The sequence below is a fragment of the Rhizosphaericola mali genome, assembly GCF_004337365.2.
In the GTDB taxonomy this organism is placed as follows: Bacteria; Bacteroidota; Bacteroidia; order Chitinophagales; family Chitinophagaceae; genus Rhizosphaericola; species Rhizosphaericola mali.
On record NZ_CP044016.1, the window covers coordinates 2,237,610 to 2,263,495 of the forward strand.

At 35.3% G+C, this 25,886-nt stretch carries 27 protein-coding genes; 16 read left to right on the top strand and 11 right to left on the bottom strand.

The features are described from left to right. Nucleotides 1–10: 10 nt before the first annotated feature. From E0W69_RS09790 to E0W69_RS09810, 5 genes are all read right to left on the bottom strand, one after another. Nucleotides 11–772: an SDR family oxidoreductase gene (locus E0W69_RS09790; RefSeq protein WP_131329884.1), complete on the bottom strand. Its 762-nt coding sequence runs from the start codon at nucleotides 770–772 to the stop codon at nucleotides 11–13. A gap of 88 nt (nucleotides 773–860) precedes the next feature. Continuing rightward, entirely contained in the window at nucleotides 861–1,772 is a 912-nt protein-coding gene (locus E0W69_RS09795; protein ID WP_131329885.1) for a helix-turn-helix domain-containing protein, read from the bottom strand. 11 nt (nucleotides 1,773–1,783) lie between these two features. Continuing rightward, nucleotides 1,784–2,524 (bottom strand): SDR family oxidoreductase, encoded by a 741-nt coding sequence (locus E0W69_RS09800; RefSeq protein WP_131329886.1) that lies wholly within the window; start codon nucleotides 2,522–2,524, stop codon nucleotides 1,784–1,786. A 426-nt stretch (nucleotides 2,525–2,950) separates the two neighbouring features. Then, the gene (locus E0W69_RS09805) at nucleotides 2,951–4,057 is read right to left on the bottom strand and encodes an FAD-dependent monooxygenase (protein WP_131329887.1); all 1,107 of its coding nucleotides are present in this window, start codon (nucleotides 4,055–4,057) and stop codon (nucleotides 2,951–2,953) included. 79 nt (nucleotides 4,058–4,136) lie between these two features. Continuing rightward, entirely contained in the window at nucleotides 4,137–5,003 is an 867-nt protein-coding gene (locus E0W69_RS09810; RefSeq protein WP_191968023.1) for a helix-turn-helix domain-containing protein, read from the bottom strand. Between the two features lie 1,035 nt (nucleotides 5,004–6,038). Between E0W69_RS09810 and E0W69_RS09820 the strand changes: the two genes are divergently transcribed. From E0W69_RS09820 to E0W69_RS09835, 4 genes are all read left to right on the top strand, one after another. Then, entirely contained in the window at nucleotides 6,039–6,461 is a 423-nt protein-coding gene (locus E0W69_RS09820) for a single-stranded DNA-binding protein (protein ID WP_131329888.1), read from the top strand. A gap of 80 nt (nucleotides 6,462–6,541) precedes the next feature. Continuing rightward, a complete protein-coding gene (locus E0W69_RS09825; RefSeq protein WP_131329889.1) occupies nucleotides 6,542–7,612 on the top strand; it encodes a DUF932 domain-containing protein in 1,071 nt (356 codons plus the stop codon). A 56-nt stretch (nucleotides 7,613–7,668) separates the two neighbouring features. Further along, the gene (locus tag E0W69_RS09830) at nucleotides 7,669–7,917 is read left to right on the top strand and encodes a hypothetical protein (RefSeq protein ID WP_131329890.1); all 249 of its coding nucleotides are present in this window, start codon (nucleotides 7,669–7,671) and stop codon (nucleotides 7,915–7,917) included. 24 nt (nucleotides 7,918–7,941) lie between these two features. Continuing rightward, nucleotides 7,942–8,142, top strand: coding sequence for a hypothetical protein (locus E0W69_RS09835; RefSeq protein WP_131329891.1), 201 nt, complete (start codon nucleotides 7,942–7,944; stop codon nucleotides 8,140–8,142). 424 nt (nucleotides 8,143–8,566) lie between these two features. Here the strand turns inward: E0W69_RS09835 and E0W69_RS09840 are convergent, their stop codons facing one another. Then, nucleotides 8,567–9,295, bottom strand: a complete 729-nt coding sequence (locus tag E0W69_RS09840) for a LytR/AlgR family response regulator transcription factor (protein ID WP_131329892.1) — start codon at nucleotides 9,293–9,295, stop codon at nucleotides 8,567–8,569. After that, complete coding sequence (locus E0W69_RS09845; protein WP_191968024.1) at nucleotides 9,292–10,356, bottom strand: sensor histidine kinase; 1,065 nt, start codon at nucleotides 10,354–10,356, stop codon at nucleotides 9,292–9,294. Before E0W69_RS09845 ends, E0W69_RS09840 begins: the two co-directional genes overlap by 4 nt. 151 nt (nucleotides 10,357–10,507) lie before the next feature. On the opposite strand from E0W69_RS09845, the gene E0W69_RS09850 reads away from it, so the two are divergent. From E0W69_RS09850 to E0W69_RS09860, 3 genes are all read left to right on the top strand, one after another. Continuing rightward, nucleotides 10,508–11,746: an efflux RND transporter periplasmic adaptor subunit gene (locus E0W69_RS09850; protein WP_131329173.1), complete on the top strand. Its 1,239-nt coding sequence runs from the start codon at nucleotides 10,508–10,510 to the stop codon at nucleotides 11,744–11,746. Nucleotides 11,747–11,788: 42 nt separating this feature from the next. After that, nucleotides 11,789–14,953 (top strand): efflux RND transporter permease subunit, encoded by a 3,165-nt coding sequence (locus E0W69_RS09855; RefSeq protein WP_131329894.1) that lies wholly within the window; start codon nucleotides 11,789–11,791, stop codon nucleotides 14,951–14,953. A gap of 61 nt (nucleotides 14,954–15,014) precedes the next feature. After that, nucleotides 15,015–16,436: an efflux transporter outer membrane subunit gene (locus E0W69_RS09860; RefSeq protein ID WP_131329895.1), complete on the top strand. Its 1,422-nt coding sequence runs from the start codon at nucleotides 15,015–15,017 to the stop codon at nucleotides 16,434–16,436. A gap of 409 nt (nucleotides 16,437–16,845) precedes the next feature. Here the strand turns inward: E0W69_RS09860 and E0W69_RS20690 are convergent, their stop codons facing one another. Together E0W69_RS20690 and E0W69_RS09870 are read right to left on the bottom strand one after the other, a co-directional pair. Continuing rightward, a complete protein-coding gene (locus tag E0W69_RS20690) occupies nucleotides 16,846–17,016 on the bottom strand; it encodes a pirin-like C-terminal cupin domain-containing protein (protein ID WP_131329896.1) in 171 nt (56 codons plus the stop codon). Next, a complete protein-coding gene (locus E0W69_RS09870) occupies nucleotides 17,013–17,387 on the bottom strand; it encodes a pirin family protein (protein ID WP_131329897.1) in 375 nt (124 codons plus the stop codon). Before E0W69_RS09870 ends, E0W69_RS20690 begins: the two co-directional genes overlap by 4 nt. Nucleotides 17,388–17,647: 260 nt before the next feature. Between E0W69_RS09870 and E0W69_RS09875 the strand changes: the two genes are divergently transcribed. Further along, nucleotides 17,648–17,830: a winged helix-turn-helix transcriptional regulator gene (locus tag E0W69_RS09875; RefSeq protein ID WP_131331942.1), complete on the top strand. Its 183-nt coding sequence runs from the start codon at nucleotides 17,648–17,650 to the stop codon at nucleotides 17,828–17,830. A 39-nt stretch (nucleotides 17,831–17,869) separates the two neighbouring features. Here E0W69_RS09875 and E0W69_RS09880 read toward each other — a convergent pair whose 3' ends face one another. Beyond that, on the bottom strand, nucleotides 17,870–18,226 hold the full coding sequence (locus E0W69_RS09880; RefSeq protein ID WP_131329898.1) for a winged helix-turn-helix transcriptional regulator: 357 nt from the start codon (nucleotides 18,224–18,226) through the stop codon (nucleotides 17,870–17,872). A gap of 75 nt (nucleotides 18,227–18,301) precedes the next feature. Between E0W69_RS09880 and E0W69_RS09885 the strand changes: the two genes are divergently transcribed. From E0W69_RS09885 to E0W69_RS09900, 4 genes are all read left to right on the top strand, one after another. Continuing rightward, entirely contained in the window at nucleotides 18,302–18,661 is a 360-nt protein-coding gene (locus E0W69_RS09885; RefSeq protein WP_131329899.1) for a hypothetical protein, read from the top strand. Nucleotides 18,662–18,873: 212 nt separating this feature from the next. Continuing rightward, nucleotides 18,874–19,329, top strand: coding sequence for a DinB family protein (locus tag E0W69_RS09890; RefSeq protein WP_131329900.1), 456 nt, complete (start codon nucleotides 18,874–18,876; stop codon nucleotides 19,327–19,329). A 117-nt stretch (nucleotides 19,330–19,446) separates the two neighbouring features. After that, nucleotides 19,447–20,211 (top strand): helix-turn-helix domain-containing protein, encoded by a 765-nt coding sequence (locus E0W69_RS09895; protein ID WP_131329901.1) that lies wholly within the window; start codon nucleotides 19,447–19,449, stop codon nucleotides 20,209–20,211. Between the two features lie 30 nt (nucleotides 20,212–20,241). After that, nucleotides 20,242–20,628 (top strand): VOC family protein, encoded by a 387-nt coding sequence (locus tag E0W69_RS09900; RefSeq protein WP_131329902.1) that lies wholly within the window; start codon nucleotides 20,242–20,244, stop codon nucleotides 20,626–20,628. A 107-nt stretch (nucleotides 20,629–20,735) separates the two neighbouring features. Here the strand turns inward: E0W69_RS09900 and E0W69_RS09905 are convergent, their stop codons facing one another. Then, a complete protein-coding gene (locus tag E0W69_RS09905; protein ID WP_131329903.1) occupies nucleotides 20,736–21,515 on the bottom strand; it encodes an AraC family transcriptional regulator in 780 nt (259 codons plus the stop codon). A 92-nt stretch (nucleotides 21,516–21,607) separates the two neighbouring features. On the opposite strand from E0W69_RS09905, the gene E0W69_RS09910 reads away from it, so the two are divergent. From E0W69_RS09910 to E0W69_RS09925, 4 genes are read left to right on the top strand one after another with little or no spacing between them, the layout of a single operon-like run. Beyond that, the gene (locus E0W69_RS09910) at nucleotides 21,608–21,868 is read left to right on the top strand and encodes a hypothetical protein (protein ID WP_131329904.1); all 261 of its coding nucleotides are present in this window, start codon (nucleotides 21,608–21,610) and stop codon (nucleotides 21,866–21,868) included. Then, on the top strand, nucleotides 21,855–23,189 hold the full coding sequence (locus tag E0W69_RS09915) for a TolC family protein (RefSeq protein WP_131329905.1): 1,335 nt from the start codon (nucleotides 21,855–21,857) through the stop codon (nucleotides 23,187–23,189). The genes E0W69_RS09910 and E0W69_RS09915 overlap by 14 nt, the downstream gene beginning before the upstream one ends. Nucleotides 23,190–23,199: 10 nt before the next feature. Further along, nucleotides 23,200–24,246, top strand: a complete 1,047-nt coding sequence (locus tag E0W69_RS09920) for an HlyD family secretion protein (protein ID WP_131329906.1) — start codon at nucleotides 23,200–23,202, stop codon at nucleotides 24,244–24,246. A 2-nt stretch (nucleotides 24,247–24,248) separates the two neighbouring features. Beyond that, nucleotides 24,249–25,838 (top strand): MFS transporter, encoded by a 1,590-nt coding sequence (locus E0W69_RS09925; protein ID WP_191968025.1) that lies wholly within the window; start codon nucleotides 24,249–24,251, stop codon nucleotides 25,836–25,838. Nucleotides 25,839–25,886 lie beyond the last annotated feature (48 nt).

The window sequence follows — 25,886 nt, forward strand, 5'->3', positions numbered from 1 at the left end:
CTAACATTATTTACCAAGGAATTTCACCTCCATTTGGATTGGTCTCTTCACAAAAGAATTTACCCGTCGGTCCATCTTGATCGATGATGGCATATTTTACAATGCGTTTACCCGCATCTTCTACCGTTCCTACGCCACGATTATAGTTAAAATCGGTTTTGGTAAATCCTGGACTTACGGCATTGATTTTAAAATTGGATTCTCGCAATTCGTATGCTAGATTTACTGTGTACATATTCAAAGCAGCTTTAGAAGACAAATAAGCAGCTCCCTTGTAATGATAATAAATGTAGTTTGGATCACTGTGTAAAGTGATAGAACCTTGACTAGAGCTTACCATAACAATTCTCGGTTCGGTTGTCTTTTGTAAAAGATCTAGAAATGCCTGGGTAGTTCGAATGACGCCATACACGTTTATGTCGTACACTTCTTTGAATATAGCAACGCTAGTATCCGCGGCAGTTTGAGGAATCATTTTACCAGTCGAATCAAATTGAACGCCAGAAATTCCTGCATTATTAATCAATACATCCACCACTCCCGTTTTTTCTCCAACTTCTTTCCTAGCATTTAAGACAGATTGCTCATCGGTAACGTCAATTTGGATACATTCTACGTTGTTTAAACCTTCTAACTTTAAATCTGCTACAGCTTTTTCGCCGGCTTCAACATTCCTGCTTCCTAAATAAACATAGTAGCCCTTTTGGAGCAATTGTTTGGCTGTTTCAAAACCAATTCCCTTATTTGCCCCTGTAATGAATACATTTTTCATATCTAAAATTTTATATGGCAAAATTCGAAAAAAAGTAAAGACTACAAGTAGTCAAATTACAGTTATCAAGCACTGAATTACGGATTATTTAATTAAACGAATTCCGAAACTCCAAAGGACTCCGATTAGTTTTAGATTTAAATAATTTGCTAAACGATTGTGGATGTTCAAATCCCAAATCATAGGCTATCTCACTTACGGATAATTCTGTGGTGGAAAGTTTCTCTTTTGCTTTTTCGATGATGGAGTTTTGAATGTATTGTTGTGTATTCATTCCAGTTAGAGAATGAAGCATATCACTCAAATAACGCTGCGACACCTGCATTTGTTGGCAGATAAATGCAACAGATGGAGGTCCATTTTTTAAACCATTTTTACCTTCGAAAAAGTCATTGAGTAATTGATCCAGTATTCTTATTTTATCATTATTGATTGCTTTCCTAGTGATAAACTGACGATCATAGAAGCGATTGCTGTAGTTCAATAATAATTCCAATTGAGAAACCAATACATCTTGAGTGAAATGATCAATATTACGTTGTAATTCTAAAGCTATAGTTGTAAATAAATTTCCAACAATTTCCTTTTCGCCAGCAGATAGAAACAGTGCTTCAGAAACATTATAAGAGAAAAAACCATATCTATGTATATTGGATCCTAAAGGATAACTGCGAATAAAGTCTGGATGAAAATACAGAACAACCCCTTCATATTGATCCAAATTTTCTGGTGAAAAAACAATCTGGTTGGGTTTTATAAATGCCAATCCGCCTTCTTCAAAATCATAATGACCTTGTCCGTACTTTGTTCGTCCTTTATAGTTTGGCTTGAAGGAGATTTTGAAAAAATCCAAACTTATTTTTTCATTTTTAGTCAATGCTTCTGAAGGAATTTTTGCATAATCAACAAGTGTAATCAATGGATGAGATGGCGCTGGTAATTCTAATGCACGCACTAATTGTGAAATACTATTCAAACGTAAAAGTTTAGATTCTTTCATTTTTAATCACTTTAATTCTGCGCTGCTGGGCGAATTACAATATCTCCAATTTCAACTTCTTTAGGTTGACTGATCGCATAGATTACTGCGTCAGCAATAGCCTTTGGGCTGATTGCTATCTCTTCCACTTTTGCAGCATACAATTTTTTCATTTCAAGTGTTTTTGCACTCTTAACGCCAAACTCTGTATGGACAAATCCCGGTGATATACCGGTAATCTTAATACTGCCATCAGATTCTTGTCTAAAGGCTTCTGTAATCGTTCTGATGGCATTTTTAGTGCCTGCATAAACGGCTTGAGTCGGGACAATTTTGATGCCAGCCGTAGAAATAATATTGATGATATGCCCATAATTCTGTCGTTTAAAAACGGGAATCGCCGCCGCCATTCCATATAATGTTCCCTTTATATTGATATCAATCATTTGGTCCCAAAATTCCACATCTAACTCTTCCATTTTTCCAATCTGAGCAACTCCTGCATTGTTGATAACAACATCTAATTTGCCGTAATGTTCAACCGCTTCATTCACTAAATTTTTCACTTCATTTTTCTTCGTTACATCAGTGGGAAAATAAATTGCGTCGCCGCCATTACTAGTAATTTTGTCTACAATTTGAGCCAATTTATCTGCGCTTCTAGCGCCCAATACTACTTTTACTTTTTGATTGGCGAGTTCTAAAGCAATCGTTTCACCAATGCCAGCACTTGCGCCTGTAATGACAACAACTAAACCTTTTAAATTTTGCATCTTATTCTATTTTAATGCAAAGTTCAAAATGTTCATCAAACTAAAAGTAGCCAGATTGGTAAATGTTGTAGTCAATGTTTAAGGTTAATTAAAAGATAGAAAAGAAACAGAACTGTTACTTTTCTCCAATAATTTTTTGTCGATATCGGGACATTGAAAATGATTATTTGGCCAATGCAAAAAAGGTAAGAATTCCGTTGGAAGAAATGGCAACGCATATTCGTTGAGATAAAAGTGTTTTAAAGCCACGAACAAGGTTAAATAGGTAGTCTTTTCTGTTTATTTTCAATAATTGAATTTCTATAAACAAAAAGCTGTCTGATCAATAATGACAGCCTTTTGTTTATGTTTCTCACACGAAACATTGACTACGCAAAAAAAACTTTTTTTAATTAATTCAATCATCGCTTATTTATAAACTGAAAACTATAAAAAATCCAAGCCATTTTTGTTCCTCCATTCAACCTCTTCTGCTGTTCGAGGAAGTAGCTTATCTAGTGTATTTATTGCTCCCGCCTGAATTGCATCTATAAAAGGCCTTAGTGTATTGTTATAAATTTCAAATGCCAATTCAAAATTCTCTGGGTGTTTTTCTAATGCATCCGCGAATACTGTAGCACCGATTATGGCCAACGAGCCACCCATGCCTGCTGCTGGCGAAGCGCAATAAGCCGCATCACCAATTAATGCAACCCGCCCCTTGGTCCACTTGGGCATTTTTATTTGGCAGAATTTGTCAAAGTAAAATGATTTGGCCTTTAGGAGCTCATGCAATAATTCTTTAGTTCGCCAGCCAACATTTTTAAATTGTGCCGAAATAATTTGTTTGTGTTGGTCTTGGTTGCGAAAATCATAAGGAATTTCTGCATTATGGCGAAAGGTAAATATGATATCTGTTTTGTGGTTATAAGCATACAATGAAACTCCTTTGTTGGGCTCTGCATACATTTGATAAGTCCCTTCGTCCACCAATAGTTCATTGGTGATAGCAATAGCAAAATATTGTCCCAAGTAATGAGCATATTCAGCCTCGTCACCAAACCACATTTTTCTAATTTTGGAATGGATGCCATCACAACCCAATACTAAATCATACACGTGCTGGGAACCATCGTTAAAAGAAACTAATATATCGTTCTCTCTTTGACTTAATGCATTTACACTGTTGTTGAAAATAAATTCAACATCGTTTTTGACTAGATCAAATAAAATATTGAGCAATAAATCCCGTTCTATTTCAAATTCATTGTCCGGTCGTTTTTCTAATAGTACAGTATGTTCAGTAACATCATCAGCATTCTTAAATTCCCATTTTTCGGGGCCGACTCTATTAGCTATTATTTGTTCCAGTATCCCCATTCTCCTTACTATGTCTATAGTCTGCCCTTTTATATCCACCGGAGTTCCGCCCATTTTTAAATGACTACCGATTTCTACTATGGTTACACTATACCCTAATTTGTTTAGCCAATAGGCAGTTGTTAACCCTGCAAAGCTTGCACCAGATATTAGTATTTTTTTATTTTGCATCATTTTAATGTTTTAAATTCAACGATGCAAAATTCTATCATAACTAAAACAGGGAAAATATCTAATCGGGGTATGTATTGGACTAATCGTACCTTTTGCGTCTAAAGTTTTGTGCAGACAATCCCGTCGCCTTTGTAAATAGCCTTGAAAAATAAGGATAATCGTCATAACCCAATTCGAACGCTATTTCTTTAACCGATTTGTCCGTATAGTAAAGTAAACGCTTAGCTTCCAAGATAACTCTATCTTGAATTCGCTGCGAAACAGTAGAACCAGTGGTGCTTTTTAAACATTCATTCAAATAATGTGTTGAAATACTTAGCAGTTTTGCATATTCTGCAGCACGCTTGGTGGTACAATAGTTTGTTTCCAATAGTTGTTGGAACGATTTTGTAACCAGTTCCATCCTTGAAAGCTTATTGGAAGGTTTTTCTTGATCTAAAAAGATGGAAATAATATATGCCACTAGAGTATTACAAGAATCTTTAAATAGTGAATAATTTAATCTATTGTCATTTTCTTTTGAAAAGTTGAGACAAAATTTTGAAAGTTCATTAACCGTTTTATATTCTTTAGGCATCAAGATCAGTGGCTTTGCAGGTGCAATTTCTTCTAAATATTTTAAGTATGGGATGTTTAGATGATCATTTGTTATGGCCAGAGAGCAAACAGTCATATCCCTAATATCCATCATTCTATGCACTTGGTTTGGATGCATGTAAACAATAGCAGGTGCGACGATTTTATATTTTTGAAAATCTATTTCTATATAAACAGTTCCATTTTGAACAATGTGGAATGTGTGCCCTTCGTCCCGATGGGATTGAGTAGCATCATCATATTGCTGCGCTGTCCTGAATTCTGATTTTTTAATGCTGAATGTGTCAATGGCAATTCCTTGAGTAGAATTGTTGTCTATTGTGTTTACAGGTATTTTATTTTTGGGCATCTGACTCAAATATACAAATTAATGATTTCTCTAGGAGAAATGTCATAGTTGTTCTGAACATAGTTATTCTATTTTTTTAAAAGCGTTAAAATAAACTTATTAATATACCCGAAATCTATGCCTATAATTTCGGCAAGACGTATTAATTCATTATTGGTAAATTCTCCAGGAGATTTAATTTTTATTTTCAAAGATTCAAAGAGTTATAAGGTATATGTAATTTATTAGCTAATATAGTATTAGGTAAGAATGCCTCTATTTGTCCAAAATTCGTAATTTTATTATCTATAAAATCCTTCTTTAGAAATTGCAGTTTTTTGCTAATCTTATTTTCTAAGGGAACTCGCTTTTCTGCTTCTGTTAAGTTCAATTTAATACCAGGCATAATTTGTATATAGGTTCCTTTTTATGTATATAGTATATTAAGCTATTTTCAAATATCTTTTTATTTTTTTAAAAAACCAAGACTATAATACAAAGAATTAGATCCTTACTAAAATATTACTATGCAAATTGTACTTTTTTTTAAAAAATAAACCCTAAAACACCAATATCCTCCAAAAAAACTACGCTAATCATGTTTTAATTTTATCAAAAATTACTCTAGTGGAATAGCTTAATGTTAAAATATAAATGTTATGTTCTAATTCATCAAATGTTTTAGTTTATAACATTTGTTTTATAATAACTCCACTATATGTATTTCGTAAAGGCATGTAAGCCTATTGTAATTTATTTAACATGAGGTGTTTAGTCCCCTAATTGGTTATTACCGTTTTCAATACAGTATTTTGTTTCACTAAGCTTAGACAATTTATAAACAATAGTTACAGCTTTCGCGGCTCCCGTTCGTTCCTCGCTTGCGGTATTCCACGGTTTGTCCTCCGGCGAGGCACACCGGCTTACCGCATTGTTACACAAAAAACGAAAAGTTATGAAAACGTGTATCGTCTATCTCAAACCACAACTACCGAAGCCTAATGAAAACGGGGCTGGTGAAAAGAAAAAATTATTCAAAAAATGAAAAATTAAAACATGGAAATCACAGGCAGACTGACAAGGGATGCACAGGTCAGAACAACACAGACAGACAAAGAGGTCGTAGGCTTTACCATCGCTATCAATGACAGCTACCGCAAGAAAGGCGCAACAGAAGTAACGCAATTAGTTACCTATATTGATTGCAGCTATCGGCGGAGTGCCGCCATTGCAACATACCTCACAAAGGGAACAATTGTACAGCTCAGCGGAAGGCTCAACGAACCCCGCATTTGGCAGGACATGGAAGGTACGCCTAGGGCTAACCTTTCCTTTACCGTGGGCGAAATCAAAATTTTAGGAGGTGGTACAAAGTCAAACGGTGGCAGCACCCAAGAAACAAAACTAACCAAAGACAGCAAAGCAGCCCAAGCTGTGGCAGTTCCCACAGATGCAGTAGCAGACGACCTCCCTTTTTAATCCATAATCCATAATTCATAACTCCCAATTCTTACAACTTATTACTTATTACTTATTACTTACCACTTAAAACTACAAAAATGGCACACAATTTAAATTTCAACGAGCAAACAGGTAAATATTCTTTCTTTTCCGTAAAGCAAAAAGCGTGGCACGGATTAGGGCAGATAGTCTCCGATTACCCCACCAGCGCAGAAGCCATGCAATATGCAGGGCTTGACTTTGAAGTCATTAAATCCCCTTTGTTTACTAGTGGTAGGACTATGAGCATTGGAGATTGTGGTGAACTAGAAGAAGCCAACGATATTTTAGTTCACAATGCATTCGCTACACTTCGCACGGACAGCAATCAACCATTGGGCGTGGTGGGCAACGATTACAACATCATCCAAAACAGAGAAGCGTTCGCATTCTTTGACGCCATTGTAGGCGGTGGAAACGGTATTCTATACGAGACAGCAGGGGCTTTGGGAAACGGAGAGCGCATTTTTATAACGGCTAAATTACCCGACTATATTAAGGTAGGTAATAATGACTATATAGAACAATATTTGTTCCTGACCACCTCCCACGATGGCAGCGGAAGTATTACCGCAGCATTTACGCCCGTTAGAATTTGCTGCAATAATACTTTAAATGCAGCACTCAAAAATATGTCCAATGTGGTACGCTTCCGCCACACAAACGGAGCAGCAGGGAAATTAGTGGAAGCGCACAGGGTTATGGGCATTGCCACCGCCAATAGTAAGGCAATGGAGGAAACTTTCAACCATTTTGCAAAAATCCATATTACGGACAAGGAAGTCAGAAGGTTGATTGAAATGGCAATGGCTCCCAACAAGGAAACCTTGCAACTTTTACAAGGCCATCAATACGGCGACCTATCTACCGTATTTAAAAACCAATGCGAAGAAGTGTTTAGTTATGCTATGACCTCCGACACGCAACAATTCGAAACCACCAAAGGCACAGTTTTCGGGGCATACAATGCCATCACAGGGTATTTTCAGAACCTGCGCAGCTACAAAGACGAGGAAGCAAAACTAAAATCCTTGGTTTATGGCGGTACGGCAGCCACCAAGGCACAAAAGGCACTCGATTTGTGCAGCGCATTTGCCATAGAGGGTAAAGAAATCCTTTTGATGAACTAACAAAATTATCCAACGGACAGCCGTCATAAAGGACGGTTGTCTTAAAAAATAAAGTTATGACACACGAGGAACAAAAACAACGATTTAAGGAACTAATGCAACAAAATCCACCACAGGCGGAAATAGAAAAACTATTTAAAAAGGCAGTAGAGAGTGGTGCATTGGATTTGGCAAACGAACCGCCCGAGGATTACCGACTGGCAAAGATTATTTACCACTGCATACTATCTACAATGGCGCAGCATTGGCAACCGCAGACAACAGAAAACAAACAGGAAGCGGAAAACCTGAAACTGTTTCTCTAGTATTACTATAATCCAATTATACAAATGAATGTAACAGATTTAAACGGCTTCGAATTGGAAGTCACATATTTGGACGAAGCCATACGGCAGTCTTCTGAATTTTCGTCTTATGGTCAAGTTGGTGGAGACTGTTCAAAATTTAACGAGAAACAGAAAGCCTATTGGTCGGATTTGCACGAAAAATTATTAACCTTAAAATCAAAGCATAACAATGAGAAATTTTAGTTATAAAACACAGTACAAAGCCTTATCTATACGTAGCATTATGATTAATTTTTTTAGATATGTCCAAAGGCCAGTACATAGGCGTAACCACAGCAAAAAAGCTATTCCAAAAAATAATTAATATATGCGATACAGATTAATTGTAATCAATAAAATTAAAATTGCTGCAGAGGTGTCAAATTCGTAGATTTTTCAATCTTACCCATACTTGATATTATAGTCATACTTTTTGGAAAACGGCTTCTTTTAGATATGACAAAAAAAGACGGCAAGGAAACGACAGCAGTGAAAAAATCGATCAAACGAACCCTTACTCTCCAATTTTTCCAAATAGAGGCTAACTAATTCTATATCAAGAAAAGTAGTGGGTATTTTAAATTTGTATTGAGGGGTAGAAACCATCGATTTTTCCACTATTGATCCATTATCTCTTAAATATTCTTTTTTCTACATAAGCTTCATAAAAGGCCTCTCGGTAAATGTTTCCTATTGGAATTTCATCATTTTGTATAAAAACGCTATTGTTGTCGAGTGCCGTAATATGTTGCACATTGATGATATAAGATTTACTGATTCTAAAAAATGTATTCTGAGGTAGTTGCTGATAAATCGTTTTGATATTCATTGCTGCAATTATTTTTTGACTATTGGTGTGTACGATAACATAGTCTTTCAAACCTTCTATATACAAAACTTCGTTGTAGTTTACCTTATGAATTTTACGATCTGCACGTATAAAAAAATAATCTTCTGTATCAGAAACATTCGTTTCTATAGAGGAAATACTTTCTTCAGAATGCAATAGTTGATGATAGTTTATGGCTTTTCGAATGGCTTTTTCAAATCGTTCCTTTACTATAGGTTTCACCAAATAATCAATCGCATCGACCTCATAACTATCCAAAGCATATTCTTCATAAGCCGTCGTAAAAATAATGAGGGTATCAGATTCCTTTAATTGTTTGGCAAATTCTAAACCATTCACACCTGGCATATTGATGTCCAAAAAAATTAAATCTACATTATCCAAACTATCCTTTGCCAATAGCGGACTGCTAAATTGTCCAATAATATTGATCTCTGTACAATCGCTCAGCAATTGCGCAATCGCTTCTCTTGCAAGAGGTTCGTCATCAATGATGATACAGTTCATAACAATAGTTTTAGATTGATTTCATAATTTTTGTCCCGCAATTCATTTTTAAGTACATAACTATTGGGGTAAATTAATTCTAATCTTCTTTTTACATTATGTAGTCCAATACCGTGATTGACGGAATTATTTTCTTTCTTAAAATTCAAGGGCAAACTATTTACACAACTAAAATACAATACGTTTCCTTCCTTTCTAAAATTGATATCTATAAAGGTCTCCGCCTCTATGTCTGCACTATATTTTACCGCATTTTCTACGAAATTGGTAAATAACATGGGGGCGACTAGAAAATCTTCCATATTTCCTTCATTGCCAATCGTAAAAATAAAATTACTTCTTCTGATTTTTTCCAAATTAAGCATGTCATTTAAAAATCGAATTTCAGATGATAGCAGCACTTGCGGTCTTGCGGAGTCATATAATTGATATCGTAAAATACTACTCAATCGCACTAATACTTCTGACGCTTTATCTGGATCTTTCTGGGTTAAAACATTCGCGTTATTTAAGGTATTAAATAGAAAGTGTGGTGTAATTTGATTTTTTAATTGTTCTAATTCCGTATGTAAATTTTCTTTTTCCAACTCATTAATTCTTTCCGCATCGGTCAACCAACGTTGGAATAGTTTGATAGCGGTAGTTGCGGCAATCATCACTAAATTAAATACGGGAAAAAGAAATAATCCTTTATGCAAAAGATTGAAAGAATCTGTTACATCCAACATATATTTCTTAAACGTTTGGTCGTACAAAACCATCGCCAGATAAGTAATAAAAGTCGAAAGAAGGATTAGAAAAATGAATTGCGAATATTTTTTCTTGAACAAATATTGCGGTATAAAAAAATACATATTCACGTAAAACATCGCAAACATGAAGAGATCCATCCATATCTGATGATAAGTATCAAACGGTTCTACAAATATTTGTTTGCCTATATAGTTAAACAATATAATTACAATTAGGCAAAAGATATGTCTTGCCACACGCCAAGTTTTTCCTAGCATGATACTTTGTAAAAAATTGCTTTCATCGGTTTGTACTTTAGTTAAAGCCATAAACTTAACCATTTTAACAAAAATAGAAATATTCCCTTAGCATATTTCCATTATTATACTAAAGTAGTTCTTCTTTATACAAAATAAAAAATAGTAGCACCTAAAACAAATTTGCTATAAAAATTAGGCTCGTTGGTAGAATAATACCAAAATGCGTTTAGTTTTTTGGGAGTTTCGCTCTATTCGTAAAAATATAGACAATATGAAAGTCCGTTTTTCAGTCAACAGTTATCGATTCCAAATCGCCCTTCTGCTAGCTATAGCTGTTTTTTCCCTATGGAGTTGTGGTAGCAAACAAAATGCTCAAGACAATGCAACTACCGCAGCACCGAAATATAAAGTTTATAGCGTGATAGATACTTCTGCACTATTATACACCGAATATCCTGCAACTTTAAAAGGAGTTCAAGACATAGAAATTCGTCCCAAAATTGATGGTTATATTGATAAAGTTTGGGTAGATGAAGGGCAAGCCGTTAAAAAAGGACAAGTGTTATTCACTATCCGAAATCCGGAGTACGAACAGTCATTGCGCTCTGCAGCTGCAGCAATAGAAAGCGCTAAAGCACAAGTCGCTTCTGCGAAATTAGCCGTATACAAAACTATTCCTTTGGTCAAAAAAGGCATTATCAGCAACTATACTTTACAAGCGAATGAGTTGACCTTTGCTTCGCAAAAAGCGCTTTTAGCAGAGGCCGTTGCTACCTATAAAAATGCGCAAGTTAATTTGAGTTACACCACAATAACGAGTCCTGTAAGCGGTTACGTCGGCACATTGCCTATGAAATTGGGCAGTTACGTGAGTGCTACATCTACTGACCCTTTGACGACTGTTTCGGATATCAATAAAATCTATGCGTATTTCAGCATTAGTGAAAAAGATCCTTTGTTTTTGAGTCAAGACAAAAATTTATCTTTTGCAAAGAGAATAGAGCCTTTGCCTAATGCAAATTTATTATTGACAGATAATGACATTTATCCCTTAAAAGGTAAGATGGAAACGGTGAGTGGCTTGATTAATACATCTACTGGATCCTTCAATATAAGAGCAGGATTTGACAATCCGCAACATACCTTAAGAAGTGGTGGTACGGGTACGATTCGTATTCCCGAGCAATTAAGCAATGCCATCGTCATTCCCCAAAGTGCTACGAATGATATTCAAGGAAAAATCTTGGTCTATGTTTTACAAAAAGACAGTTCTATCGTATCTGCAAAAGTCAGCGTAAAAGAAGTGCCTGGAGGTCAATACTATGTAGTCAATTCAGGATTAAAAACAGGTGATAAAATATTAGTCGAAGGCGTGGGAATTGTTGCAGAAGGAACTAAAATTTCTCCTAAATTAGTCGGTCCAAGCCAAGCATTGGCAGTAGATTCTACTTCATTATAGTTAGGAATTGTTCAAATATATTTCAAATTAATTTTCGACAAGATGTTCAAAGTTTTTATAAAAAATCCCGTACTATCAACGGTCATTTCCATATTGATTGTTATTCTAGGGATTATCGGAATCATATCTTTACCCGTGGCGCAATATCCAGAAATCGCACCGCCTACAGTTCAGGTTTCTACCACATATCAAGGTGCGAGTGCCGAGGTCGTGATGAATAGTGTTATCGTACCATTGGAAGAGCAAATTAATGGGGTGGAAAACATGAGTTACATGACCTCCACAGCGTCTAGTGATGGTACCGCAACAATTCAAATTTATTTCAAATTAGGTACCGATCCCGATATGGCGACGGTCAATGTGCAAAACAGGGTTTCACAGACATCAAGTTTGTTACCCGCGGCCGTCACTACGGCTGGAGTTACTACGCAAAAACAACAAAGTAGTAATGTATTAATTTTTGGTTTGTATAGTGATAATCCAAACTATGATGCAACATTTATCCAAAACTATGCGAATATCAATATCATTCCTCAAGTAAAAAGGGTGAGCGGCGTTGGTAGCGCCTCTGCATTTGGTACGTTGGACTATTCTATGCGTATCTGGCTAAAACCAGATGTGATGGCGAGTTACGGTATCATTCCTGATGATATTAATACGGCGTTAGCAGAACAAAATATCGAAGCTGCACCAGGCTCTTTGGGAGAAAGAGGCAAACAATCTTTTCAATATACTTTAAAATATAAGGGTAGATTAACGAGTGAAAAAGAATTTAGTGACATAATAGTTAAAGAAACATCCGACGGACAAATCTTACGTCTAAAAGATGTTGCTCGTATAGAATTGGGTTCTCAAACGTACAATTCTCTCCAAAAAATAAATGGTCACCCCGCTATCGGTGTCGCTGTTACCCAAACTGCGGGTTCCAATGCGCAAGAGGTTATTGATCAATCCTTAAAAGTGTTAGAGGATGCGACACCAAACTTACCTAAAGGATTGCATTTCACTACCATGGTTAATATCAATAAATTCTTGGATGCATCTATTGAAAAAGTGATCCATACATTAATAGAAGCGTTTATCCTGGTATTTATAGTTGTATTCATTTTCTTACAAGATTGGCGATCAACATTGATTCCAGCAATTTCTGTCCCGGTAGCGATTGTAGGTACGTTTTTCTTTCTGAATCTATTTGGCTTTACGATAAATCTGTTAACACTTTTTGCCTTGGTATTGGCAGTGGGAATTGTCGTAGATGACGCCATTGTGGTGGTAGAAGCCGTTCATGCGAAAATGGATAAAGGCGAAAAATCTGCTTTGAATGCTTCATTAAATGCAATGAACGAAATCAGTGGTGCGATCATCAGCATTACACTAGTGATGGCGGCGGTATTCGTTCCGGTAAGTTTTATCAGTGGTTCCACTGGTGTATTTTACAAACAATTTGGTTTGACTTTAGCCATTGCGATTATACTTTCTGCGATTAATGCTTTGACTTTGAGTCCCGCATTATGTGCTATATTTTTAAAACCACATGAAGAAGGCGAACATAAGAAAAAAGGATTTTTACAAAGATTCTACGATTCTTTCAATACTGCCTTTGACGCAACTACGGCTAAATATAAAAAATCTGTTTCCTTTTTTGCCAAAAAGAAAGTATTGACATTAGGCGTTATAGTTGTATTTGGTGGGCTTTTATTTTACTTAATGAAATCCACACCTTCCTCTTTTGTACCCGATGAAGATATGGGAACAATTATGTGCGATATTAGTTTGCCTGCGGATGCTTCCATGGAAAGAACCAATGTAGTAGCAACAGAAGTAGAAAAATTAGCCAAAACATTGCCCGGCATTAATAATACCATGCGCATTGTAGGACAAGGTATGTTGAGTGGAAAAGGAAGTAACTATGCAATGGTAATTATCGAGTTGAAAGATTGGAAATTACGTAGTGCGAAAGGGCAAGATGTAAATTCGCTTATTGGACAATTATTTGGAAAAGTGACCACTATAAAAAATGCGAAAGTAATTTTCTTCCCATCTCCCACAATCAATGGATTCGGGGTATCTGGCGGTTTTTCCTTCCAATTGCAAGATAAAACAGGAGGCGACATTCAAAAGTTCAATACGATTGCACAGAAATTTTTAGCAGCATTGAATCAAAGAAAAGAAATTCAATATGCATCCACTTCATTCAACCCTAGTTTCCCACAGTATGAAGTGGAAATTGATGTTGCTAAAGTGAAAAAAGCAGGCTTCACCGTCAACAATGTTTTGGATGCGATGGAAGGTTATTATGGTGGAGTGTACGCATCGAACTTTAATAGTTATGGAAAATTGTTCCGTGTAACTTATCAGGCAGATGCAGACTATAGGGCAGATATCAACTCCTTGAATTTAATCAAAATCAGAAATACCAATGATTCTCTAGCTCCGATCAGCGCATTCGTTACTTTGAAAAAGATCTACGGACCACAATCATTGAACCGTTTCAATATGTACACAGCAGTTTCCGTGAATGGTTCTCCCAATTCAGACTATAGTTCGGGAGATGCAATTAAAGCCATTAAAGAAGTCGCCGCAGAGACTTTACCTTCTGGTTATGGTTATGAGTTCTCAGGTTTAACAAGAGAAGAGGTAAATTCAGGTACGCAGACGGTATACATTTTTATACTATGTATCATCTTCGTTTACTTCTTGTTGAGTGCGCAATACGAAAGTTACATTTTACCATTTGCCGTATTATTGCCACTAACTATAGGATTGTCAGGAGCCTTCATTTTTGCCAAAATATTTGACATCAGTAATAATATTTACTTGCAAATCACTTTGATTATGCTCATTGGTTTATTGGCAAAAAATGCGATACTTATAGTAGAGTATGCCTTAGATCGTAGACGATTAGGTATGCCTATAGTACAAGCGGCGATTGAAGGTGCATCGGCACGTTTTCGCCCGATTTTAATGACTTCTTTTGCCTTTATTCTAGGATTGATGCCACTTATGTTGTCTACTGGCGCGGGTGCAAATGGTAACAAATCCATTGGTACGGGAGCTATTGGTGGTATGCTCATCGGTACGGTGATAGGGATTTTTGTGATTCCTGCATTGTTCATTATGTTTCAGTCTTTACAGGAAAAAGTATCTAAAAAGAAGATTGTAGAAAATGTAGATGTATCTAATAGTATTGCCGCTTTACCTGAATAATCGAATACTAAACAACAGCATTTAGTGGAACAAACTAAGTGCTGTATTGAAAATATCAGTTATGAAAAAGAAACAAATTTACCCATATATACTTGCCGCTGCCACCATCGCGTCTATGAGCCAAGGTTGCAAAGTGGTAAAACCTTATAGTCCGCCCAAAATGGACAGCACTATCGTCAATAAACTATATCGTGATAGTAGTGTTACAGACACTTCTACTATGGCAAAAATTGCGTGGAATGATTTTTTCACTGACACACATTTGCAAGCATTAATTGCAGAAGGATTGGCAAACAATCTGAACTTAAAAACCTATGTAGAAAAGGTAAATGAGGCGGCAGCAACGTTCAAAGAAAGTAAAATGGCATTCTTACCAACTCTTACAGCAGGTCCGCAAGTGACTAGTTCTAAAAGTTCTAAAGCCGCATTAAATTTCCCATCTGGCATCAATATCAATCTGAAAACAGTAACTTATCAATTGGCACTGTCCTCCACTTGGGAAGTGGATATTTGGGGTAAATTAAAAAGTTCTAAAAAAGCTGCATTGGCGAATTTGTTAGCCTCTGATGCCGCGCAACGCGCTATTCAAACTCAAATTGTGGCAAACATAGCTACATATTACTATGATTTATTAGCTTATGATCAGCAACTAAAAATCACGAATGAAAGTATTGAACGCTATAAAAAAGATGTGGAATCCAATAAAGCATTGATGGAATCTGGCACGGTAAATGGCGCATCTATCGTACAAAGCGAGGCTAATTTACATAGTGCAGAGGTAACCTTACCAACGATAAAACAAAATATTCGTGAAACGGAAAATGCCATTTGTTTACTATTAGGAAAAGAGCCAGGACCTATAGAAAGAGGTACATTAGAAGAACAAATCCCTTATCAAAATATCCAAACCGGATTACCAGCTTCCTTATTGCGCTATCGACCTGATGTACAACAAGCCGAGCTTTCTTATCGCTATTATTTCGAGAATACCAACTATGCGAAAGCTAGCATGTATCCAAGCTTAGCAATTACGGCAGCTAGTGGTGGTTTATCCACTTTAAAGTTGAAAAATTTTTTCAAGGAATCAGGTTTTTATAGTTTGACAGGAAGCTTGTTAGCACCAATATTATATAAAGGCACTTACAAAGCGCAATATAAAACGGCAATAGCACAACAAAATGAAGCATTATATGCTTTCCAAACCTCCATGTTAACCGCAGGGCAAGAAGTATCAAATGCATTATATTCTTATAAAACAGCACTCGATCTACAAACTGCTAGAAAAGCGCAGATCAGCTCACTAGAGAAGTCCGTTGATTTTACTCGTGACTTAATGGAATATACGCAGACTTATAATTTTACAGATGTGCTTACTTCCGAACAGACTTTATTAGCAGCACAGTTGTCAGGCGTATCAGATAAATTACAAGAGTTTACTGCTTTGGTTACTTTGTATCAAGCACTAGGAGGAGGCTGGAAATAAAAAAAGGATTATATAGTTTAATTAATCATAAATTCAAAAGAAGAAATAATAGCTTATACAGAATAAATTTTAATATCAAGTAGTAGTAGTTTTTTTTAATTTGAAAATATGTTCCCTCCACCAATAATGGTGAATTAAATTCCAAAGGCAAGTATTGGAAAAGTAAATATTTTGCGGGGTGATAAATTTCAGTAATGAAAAACGTAAAACTAGAAGAATTATTAGAATCGGAAAATGAATGTGCTTACAAATATTTCAGCTTGTTTCTAATTGAGTGTATTTTCTAACATCTTGAATTGTTATAAAAGTTATAACACAATTAGCTGTCTAAATTTATTTACGAGTACTTTAACCGGATTATTCATTTTGTTTTCAAGTAATATGAAGTTTTCATATAATACTTCACTTATCAATATTGATTTGCAGCATCCAAATATCCCACTTTTCCTGCATAGTATCTTTTTAATGCGTTATCAATCTGTTCTTGGGTGTTCATTACAAAAGATGACTGTCCTCCTGTATCACCTACAACAGAACCATGCTCTACAATAGGCTCATGAAGTGGCTTACCGGAAATCAATAAACCTGTGCATTGTTTTCCTTACCTTTTAAGGTAACCCAACTACCATCATATTTTAACGTAGCAGTATCCATTTTTTTTAAACTGAATTCATCTTCTCCAACTAATACACAACCTTCTACAACATAGAGCAAAACATTATCTTCAAGAGGAAGTTCTATTTCAAAAATACTACCTTTACTAAGTTTGACATCTAAAAATGTTATATTTCCCGGAGGGGCAATTTTGGCGTTTACAGATCCAACAGTTCCCGATACAACTCTTACTCGTAAACCATCGCTTATATAAACAGGGATATCTGGGCCATCTACAAATAGTACTTCCGGAGTTCTCAGCTTATTATCACTAGATAAATTTATTAAGACCTGCATTCCCTTAGATAGTTGCCCCTGTACTTTCCTTCAATTGATTATTTTTATCCTAAAATTAAATCTCATTTTAAATTATGTAATATGTTTTAAATATTACATTAACCAACTTTTCAAATCGCACATTGTTTGCAAAACTTAAATTACTTTTAAAACTTTAACTTATAGAAAAATGCAAGTTTAAGTTAGTATAATTGTTAAGGATTTCGGACAAATATACATTGAAAATAAAGGCTGAAAACCAATTTAGAAATTAACTAACGATAAAATCAAATGAAAAAAAATGTTTTATATCAAGGAAAGTTTGTGGTAAAAAACCACCCATAAAAGTACCGTACAGCCTCACTGATTTCGGGAAATCTTTCGTCCCCGTTTTGGAATCTATTACTGAATGGGGCAATCATGTGGTCTGTGAAAAAGGTGAGTTTGTGAAAGAAGGCTTTTAAACCAGCCCAACCAAGAACGAAAATTAAAATGCTTGTACATTAGCTGTTCCAAAATGCATCCCATTTGCGTAAGCTATCAACCAGAGACAAGAGTTGTTTCCCTTTAGCAGTAGCAACATAAATTATTTGTAGAGGAATCGTATTAAGTCTTTCCTTCTTCTCGATTAAGTTGTGTTCTACCAAATTATTTATTCGAGTTGCAAGAACATGTTCCGAAATTTCAGGAATGCTTTTATTGAGTGTAGAAAACTGATTATTCCCTAATGAAATTTCATATAATATTGTCATTAGCCATCGCTTTCCCACCAAACTGAGCGTATCATTTACTTTACATCTATCCGACAAAATCCTTCTATTGGCTTGGTTGGTAGAGCTTTCTTTAATTTTATTTTCCATTACTAATAAAAAAATGAGTTATTGCTTACTGCTGACGATCAGCATAGTTTTGTACCAAATTTAAAAATAAAGTTTATGGAAATCAAAATGGTATTGTTACCAATTGTTACGGATGATTTTGAAAACACAGTAGTTTTTTATAAAAAAATTACGGGTAAAGATGTTTCTCTTTCTGCTGCCCACGATGGGTATCAATTAAATTTAGTGGATCATTTTGTTATTTTGGGTGCTGTGGACGGACCGGAAGCATTGGAAATACCAAGCTTGGTGAATGCTATATTTGTAGTTGACGATTTGGAAGCTTTTTGGAAGATACTTGAAAAAGCGTCGAAAAGAATAATTATTCCTGTTAATAGAGTGAGTACTGGCATTCGATTTATAGTAGAACAAAAAGATGGAAAAGTGATTGAATACCTTCAACTTAATGATAATTAAGCCAAACGAATTGTTCTGAGCCATCTTTAATTTGTGTGGTTACAAAATCCATTAATTTCAATTTTTTTTTCTTAGCATCTATAACATTAGCATGCATTTTAGTATTTATTGCATCTGATAGAAAATTTATCAGGAACTTTACAAAACAAAATTTCAAGTAAAAACAAATGTGAATTTTGAGCTAAATTCAAATAAAGTTAATCATCGGCAATATGGAAGCATTATTTAAAACATGGAAAAAAAGTCGTGAAATCTATTTAAGTTATTTTGAAAAATATTCATTAGACCAACTTAATAAAATTCCAAATGGTTTCAACAATAATCTTATCTGGAATATCGGGCACATCATTGTAACGCAACAAAAACTGATTTATAAAGGCGCTAACCTACAAGGCTATATTTCTGATGAGTTGTTTAATAAATATCAATCTGGCACCAAACCCACAGCGCCGGTTTCTCAAAAAGAAGCGGATGAACTTAAAGATTTATTGACTTCGCTCATTGATTTAACTATAGCTGATTTTCAACAAAATATTTTTACAACTTATAAAGAACGAACTACAGGTACTGGCTTCCATTTGTCTTCGATTGATGATGCATTTGAATGTAATAATTACCACGAAGGAATGCATTTAGGCTATCTGCTAAGCATTAGAAAATTTGTGTAAAACAATAATTGATTTAATTAAAATATTTTACCAATAATTTTGATTAAATATTCCAAATAATGAGGCATTAAATTTGCAGTTTTGTAAAATGTGTATTTATTCTCATGCTAATAAAAAATGTATTTCCCGAAAAATCAATTGGAATATCGCTGTATTCAACCCGATAAATCTCTAAAGAATATAGTTGAGAGCATCTGGATGGTAAAAAACCATTCTGATGAAACAAAAGATGGGGTTGTCGTTCCCGACGGAAAAATTGACTTATTTCTTTTCTTAGATGAACATGAAAGTTTTGAAATTTTTATTTCCGGAATTTGTTCCGTGCCTATTTCTAAACCACCGTTTCCCCAATCTACCATGTTTGCCATCAGCTTTTATCCCATAGCTGCCGAATATATTTTCAATCAATCTTTTGCGGAATTACACAACAATAAGCAAACACTTTCCGCTGATTATTGGGGATTTTCAAAAGATGACCTGACCGACTTTGAGAAGTTTTACCATAAAGCCATTGGCATTATTTCTTCATTGTTATCCAAAGAAATTGACGAAAGAAAAATGAAATTATTCGAGCTCATTTATGCTTCTAAAGGAGAAATTACGGTAAAAGAACTCGAAGAGAAAGTTTTTTGGAGCAGCCGGCAAATGAACCGTTATTTTCAGAAATGGTTTGGCGTAACACTTAAATCTTATCTCAACATCATTCGTTTTTCCAACTCATTAAAACAACTAAAAAATGGAGATTTGTATCCGGAACTGAATTATGGCGACCAATCTCATTTTATTAGAGAAGTGAAAAAGTTTGCCGGAGTAAAACCAACCATTTTAAATAAAAACGAAAACGACCGATTTATCCAATTGAGCCTGATGCCGGAAAAGTAATTTTGTTCTGTAATTTAAAACAAGAATAAAATGAATTTAAATCACATCAATTTAATCGTTAAAGACGTAGATAAAGCGGTCAACTTATTTGCGCAACATTTAGGATTTCATTTAATCGTCAACCGAAACAGTAAAATGGCGGTCATGGAAAGCAACCACAATTTTGCCTTAGTTATTTGGGGACAGGTATTGAACCACAAGGAAAATACGCCAGAATATCCAGAGAATTTCCACATCGGATTTTATCAACAAAACGAGGAAGCTGTTTGGGAAATTTATGAAAAATTAAAGACAGAAGCTGACTTAAAATTTGAAAGTGAGCCAAAGAATATCAGGAATACCTTTGGTTTCTATTTCTTTTTTGAAAACATGATGATAGAAATAAGTGTTGATCCATTTAAGGATGATGTGGCATAACTCAGCTCAGTAACCTTTGAAAGACCATTTGATTTAAGTTGTCTTAATCAAATGGTCTTTTATTTTTAAAAAAGAGAAGATAGTAAAGTCAACCATAACCTCATCTCTTATTTAATCTTAAATTCAGTAGGCCTCATATTGGTAAGTTGATAAAAATTATTGCTAAAGGCGGATATATTTGAATAGCCAACTTCATAGCCAATTTCTGTCATGTTCAGGTCGGTGTCTTTTATCAATTCCATCGCACGGATAATACGCAGCATCTTCAAGTATTGAACAAATGTGATGTGCAATTTCGTTTGGAATAATCTGGTCAAATTTCTCACACTCATTCCCGATTGCTGGGCAATATTATCCAAACTTAGATTTTCATTTAATCGATTTCTAAAACTGTCAATAACAGAATTAAGCCGTTGATCGTCCGTTGTAGGAAGTTGAATGGAGAATTTTTTGAGATTTTCCTTTGATAGTACATTCCTAAGCGTTAACAAAAATTCAAATTCCCACGAACCTTTAAAATAATCACCTTGCCATTTCTCGCTAAATGAGAGCATTTCTGCCAGAAGCTTACTCACAGGATAAATACCCAATTCATTATAAAAACCACTCAATTTTTCTTTGGGGAAATAAATATTGATGATGAACAAATCCTGTGTATTGAACATCAGATTGTGCCGGTAGTTTTTGGGAATCCATATATAATGATTAGACGGAATGTAGAAATCTTTTGCATCCGTTTGCAAATAAGCAATTCCTCCGTAAACCAATAACAACTGCGCCTTATCGTGCTGATGCGCAGGCAAACGTTGCTCAGTTTGCTGTCGCACGACGAGGATTGAATCAGGATTTTGATCCACAATATTTAGTAATTGGTCAAGAATTTCCATGTGGCCAAATATAACAAATATTAGGCTAATTATATAAAAACATAGATGGACGTGCGTAATAATTTTGCTGTGTTAATAAAAGTAGAATCATTATGAAACATAAAGTCATAAAGCCTGACAAAGATTTTAAACTTGAAGTACAAACCCCAAAATATGAATATCAATTAACTCATCAAGAGGAAGAAATGTATAACGCCAACATCTACTGGATGTCTTGTGTCTATTATAGTCCGTTTATGCCAATGGTGGATTTAAGCCTTGCTTTTGATGAGTTGAAATTGATGCTAACGCAATGGTTAAAAAAGAGAAAGAAAACAATTATTTATAAAAACAGAACTAATGAAACAATATAAAACAGTCCCAATTTTGGGCATACTGTTGCTGTTATCTTCACACACTATTTGCGCTCAAAATAATGAAAAAGCACAACCATTAAGTTTGGAAGAAATATGGAAAGTTGCGGAAATGAATAATCGCCAACTAAAACTATCAGACCTCAATCTTCAGCAAAGTAAGATAGAAATATTGGAAGCCAAAGACCGTTTGTTGCCCGAACTTTCGGTGGTTGTAGACGCAAAATTCAATTCCAAATTTTTGATTTATGACCATGGATTATTCTCTTCTCCACAAGATGTGCCTTTAAAAAGTTACGGATATGCAGCGGGTTATAACTTAAGTTTTAATCTCTACAACGGCGGTAAAGAAAAAAGGAATATCGCCATGAAAAAGGAAGAAGATTCCAGACAAAAATATGAAGCTGAGCTGCAAAAGCATAGTGTAAAATATAATGTCGCCGTGGCTTATTTTGATTTATACAAATTTCTGCATTTCTATGATTTTTTGAATGCAGAGATTGAAGCAGAAAAAAAGCAATTAAAATTGATAGAAAGCCTGCATAAAAACGGCACCGTACTAAAGAGTGATGTGCTGAGAACCTCCGTAAAATTATCTCAGGTGGAACTGAATCTTTCCGATGTTACGAAGAAGATTGAAATCGCAAAACAACGGCTCAATATACTAATGGGTCGTGAAAATGATACAACCCTAGCAATACAACGCGAAGACTCAATCGAATTAAACTCGATTACCGATAGAGACTATAACGATTATATAAACATTGCTTTGAACAAATCTCCCGAATACAAAATAGCTGGTAGCGACATCAAATGGAGTGAATTGAATATTAAACAAGCGAAAGCTTCGCTTTTGCCCAAAATTTCCTTGTACTCCTATTACAACTATACATATCCGCAAATTTCTTTTTACCCTTATTCAAATGACTTGTGGGGATTTGGTCAGACAGGAATTAAAGTGCAGTATTCGATTGATAACTTATACAAAAGCAAACATTCCATTGCGCTTGCCAAAGTTGCCAGCAATCAGGCTCAGGAAAAAGCAGCAATGAAGAAGGATGAAATCTCTCTTCAGGTGAAAGATGCTTATTTACAACAACGGCAAGCGTTGGAGAGTGTGGAAACGGCGGAACAAAATATCACTAAAACTACGGAAACGCTCCGTGTTATCAGAAGTAGTTACTTGAATCAAGAATCGCTACTAACCGATCTTTTGGATGCAGAAAACGCTTTGTTGGAAGCAAAATTTAATCTAACAACAGCACAAACCAACGTAAAATTAACCCATATCAGACTATTAGCAATTATAGGAATTCTTTAATAAAAAAATTATGAACAAAAATAAAACAGATCAAATTATAGTAAGCATAACCAAATGGTTGGGCATTGCATTATTCGTAGGTGTGATTATTTGGGGCACTTCCTATTTCTTAAAAGGATATCGCTATGAACAAACCAACGACGCACAAATAGATGCTTACTTGTCTCCGATAAATGCAAAAGTTGGTGGCTACATCCGTAAGATATATTACAAAGACAATCAGTTGGTAAAAAAAGGAGATACACTTGTAGTCATTGAGTTGGACGAGTATGGACTGAAAAAAGATGCAGCAGCAGCAGATCTCATGAGTTCGCATGCCAAATTTCCAATCTTGACTGCAAACGAAGAAACGCAACTTAAAACTATTGAGGTGATAAAAGCACAATTGGCAGGCACTAAAGCAAGATTGAACCAACAGCAAAAAGAATTTGACCGTTATAAAAATCTACTCGCGGATGAGTCTACCACACAACAAAAATTCGATAACATCAGTACTTCTTTATCCATTGCACAGTCAGATTATGATCAGGCAAAAGCTTCATTACAAGTTGCAGAATCTAAACTGAATGATTTTAGAGCGCAGCACAATGCTATAAATGCAGAGATAAAAATGAAAGAAACGCTTCTTCAAAGACAGGAATTGGATATTCGATATACCGTTATCACAGCACCGTTTGATGGACAAATTGGTAAAAAGACTATTCAAGAAGGTCAGCTGATACAAGCAGGACAAACATTGGCATTCTTGGTGGACAAAGCGGAGCAAAAATGGGTGATGGCAAATTTTAAAGAAACTCAGATTGGCAACTTTAAGATCGGGCAAGCGGTTTCCATCGAAGTCGATGCATTTCCAAATGAAAAATTCAACGGTACTATTGAGTCTCTTTCGCCAACTACAGGATCACGCTATTCGCTGCTTCCACCAGATAATGCGACAGGCAATTTCGTCAAAATCATCCAACGGATTCCTGTTAGGATTAAACTAAGCGACACGCCTGAAAAATTAGCAATACTCTCTGCCGGAATGAATGCCAATGTTTATGTTTTAAAAAATTAATGATGCAAGCACATAAAATACCGATTTTCAAATCCTGGGTATCCGAATGGATGGCAAGATCTGTCATATTTGCCATTCTGATGACTTGTCTGTTTAGCTTCGCCTTTTACGGTAGTCCAGTTGCGGCAATGGGGTTTTACGGGATACAGGCGACCGATGTACAATATGGGATGGTCGTGATTTATGGCTCTACTGTTGCGTTCTTGGCACTTGACTTCAGAATCGTAAAATATTTTGAACCAAGAAAATATTTGCTGATTGCACTTGCCGTTAATGCGATATGTTCTGTGATCTGTTTTCATTTCAAAGATTGGACATTGTTTGTTATTTGCCAATTTTTTCAAGGGATTACTTGTGCATTAATGTCAGGCATCGTCTTACAATTGATTTTTCCAAGATTACAGTCTGTACGTGCTCGTGTGATTGCTTTTAGTCTATTGTATGGTAGCATACAGATTGCAGTTCCTTTTTATTCTATTTTTACCAGCATAGTCATTCATTATTTTGATTTTAACGGGCTATTCTACGGATTTATAGTTATACTTCTCATCCTAACCATTACTATATTGCTGACTATGCATAGTAAAGCCCGATTTACCAAAAAGATTCCATTGTATCAGGTAGATTGGATCGGCTATCTGTTTTATGTTTCTTTTATCTTAATCTTGGGATACATCCTTGTGTATGGGCGAGCATTGGGATGGTTCGGCAGTTCATTCATCCTTACGCTTAGTGTAGTTGACTTAATTATTCTTTTGCTTTTCATCATTAGAGAATTGAAGCTTAAACGTCCATTAATCAACTTACAGATTTTTAAGACCAAGAATTTTGTAGTTGGACTATTACTGCTTTTTACATTTTATATTTTTAAAGGAAGTACAGGACTTGCTTACGGCTATCTTGAAGTGATTTTAGGAAATGATCCACTAAGCACTATTCCGATATGGTCGACTGTAATTGTTGGAACTACGTTGAGTATGTTCGTCACTTCCAGATTTATTTTGAAGGGTTACAAGCTGATAAGGATGATTATAGTTGGCTTTGGAATAATGGCGATTTATTATATTTATATGATACTATTTGTTTCTGTGCAGGGCGAGACAATTGATTTTATTTTACCAATGTTTATTTATGGTGTGGCAACAGGCGTTTTGTTTGTTCCGATAGTTTCATTCGCCGCTTCATCTGCACCGCCAGCAATTGCCATTAACGCATCGCTTGTTGGTATATTGGCTAGATTTACTGGGTTTACGGCTAGTCTTGCATTGAATAACGAACTTCAATTATTTACAAAATCAGGAGTTCGCGAAAAGATTCGGGAAGCCGTTACGGAAACGAATCCGCAATTACCAACTACCTTATTGAATATTCAAAACCAATATATGAATGCCGGTAACGATATCTATACTTCAAAAGCAGTGTCCACTGGCTATTTCAATCAAATGTTAAGTCATCAAATATTAGCTCGTGCTACTAGAGATTATTATGGTTTGATGCTAACATGCGTGATTTTCGTAATTGTTATTTTACTCTTATTGCCGCAAATTCAGAACGTGGTTTTGAGATTAAGAAAAGGAAATATCCCTTATTGAAAATTATATTTTGAATGTGTTTGAATTTTATTGATGCATCCACTATTA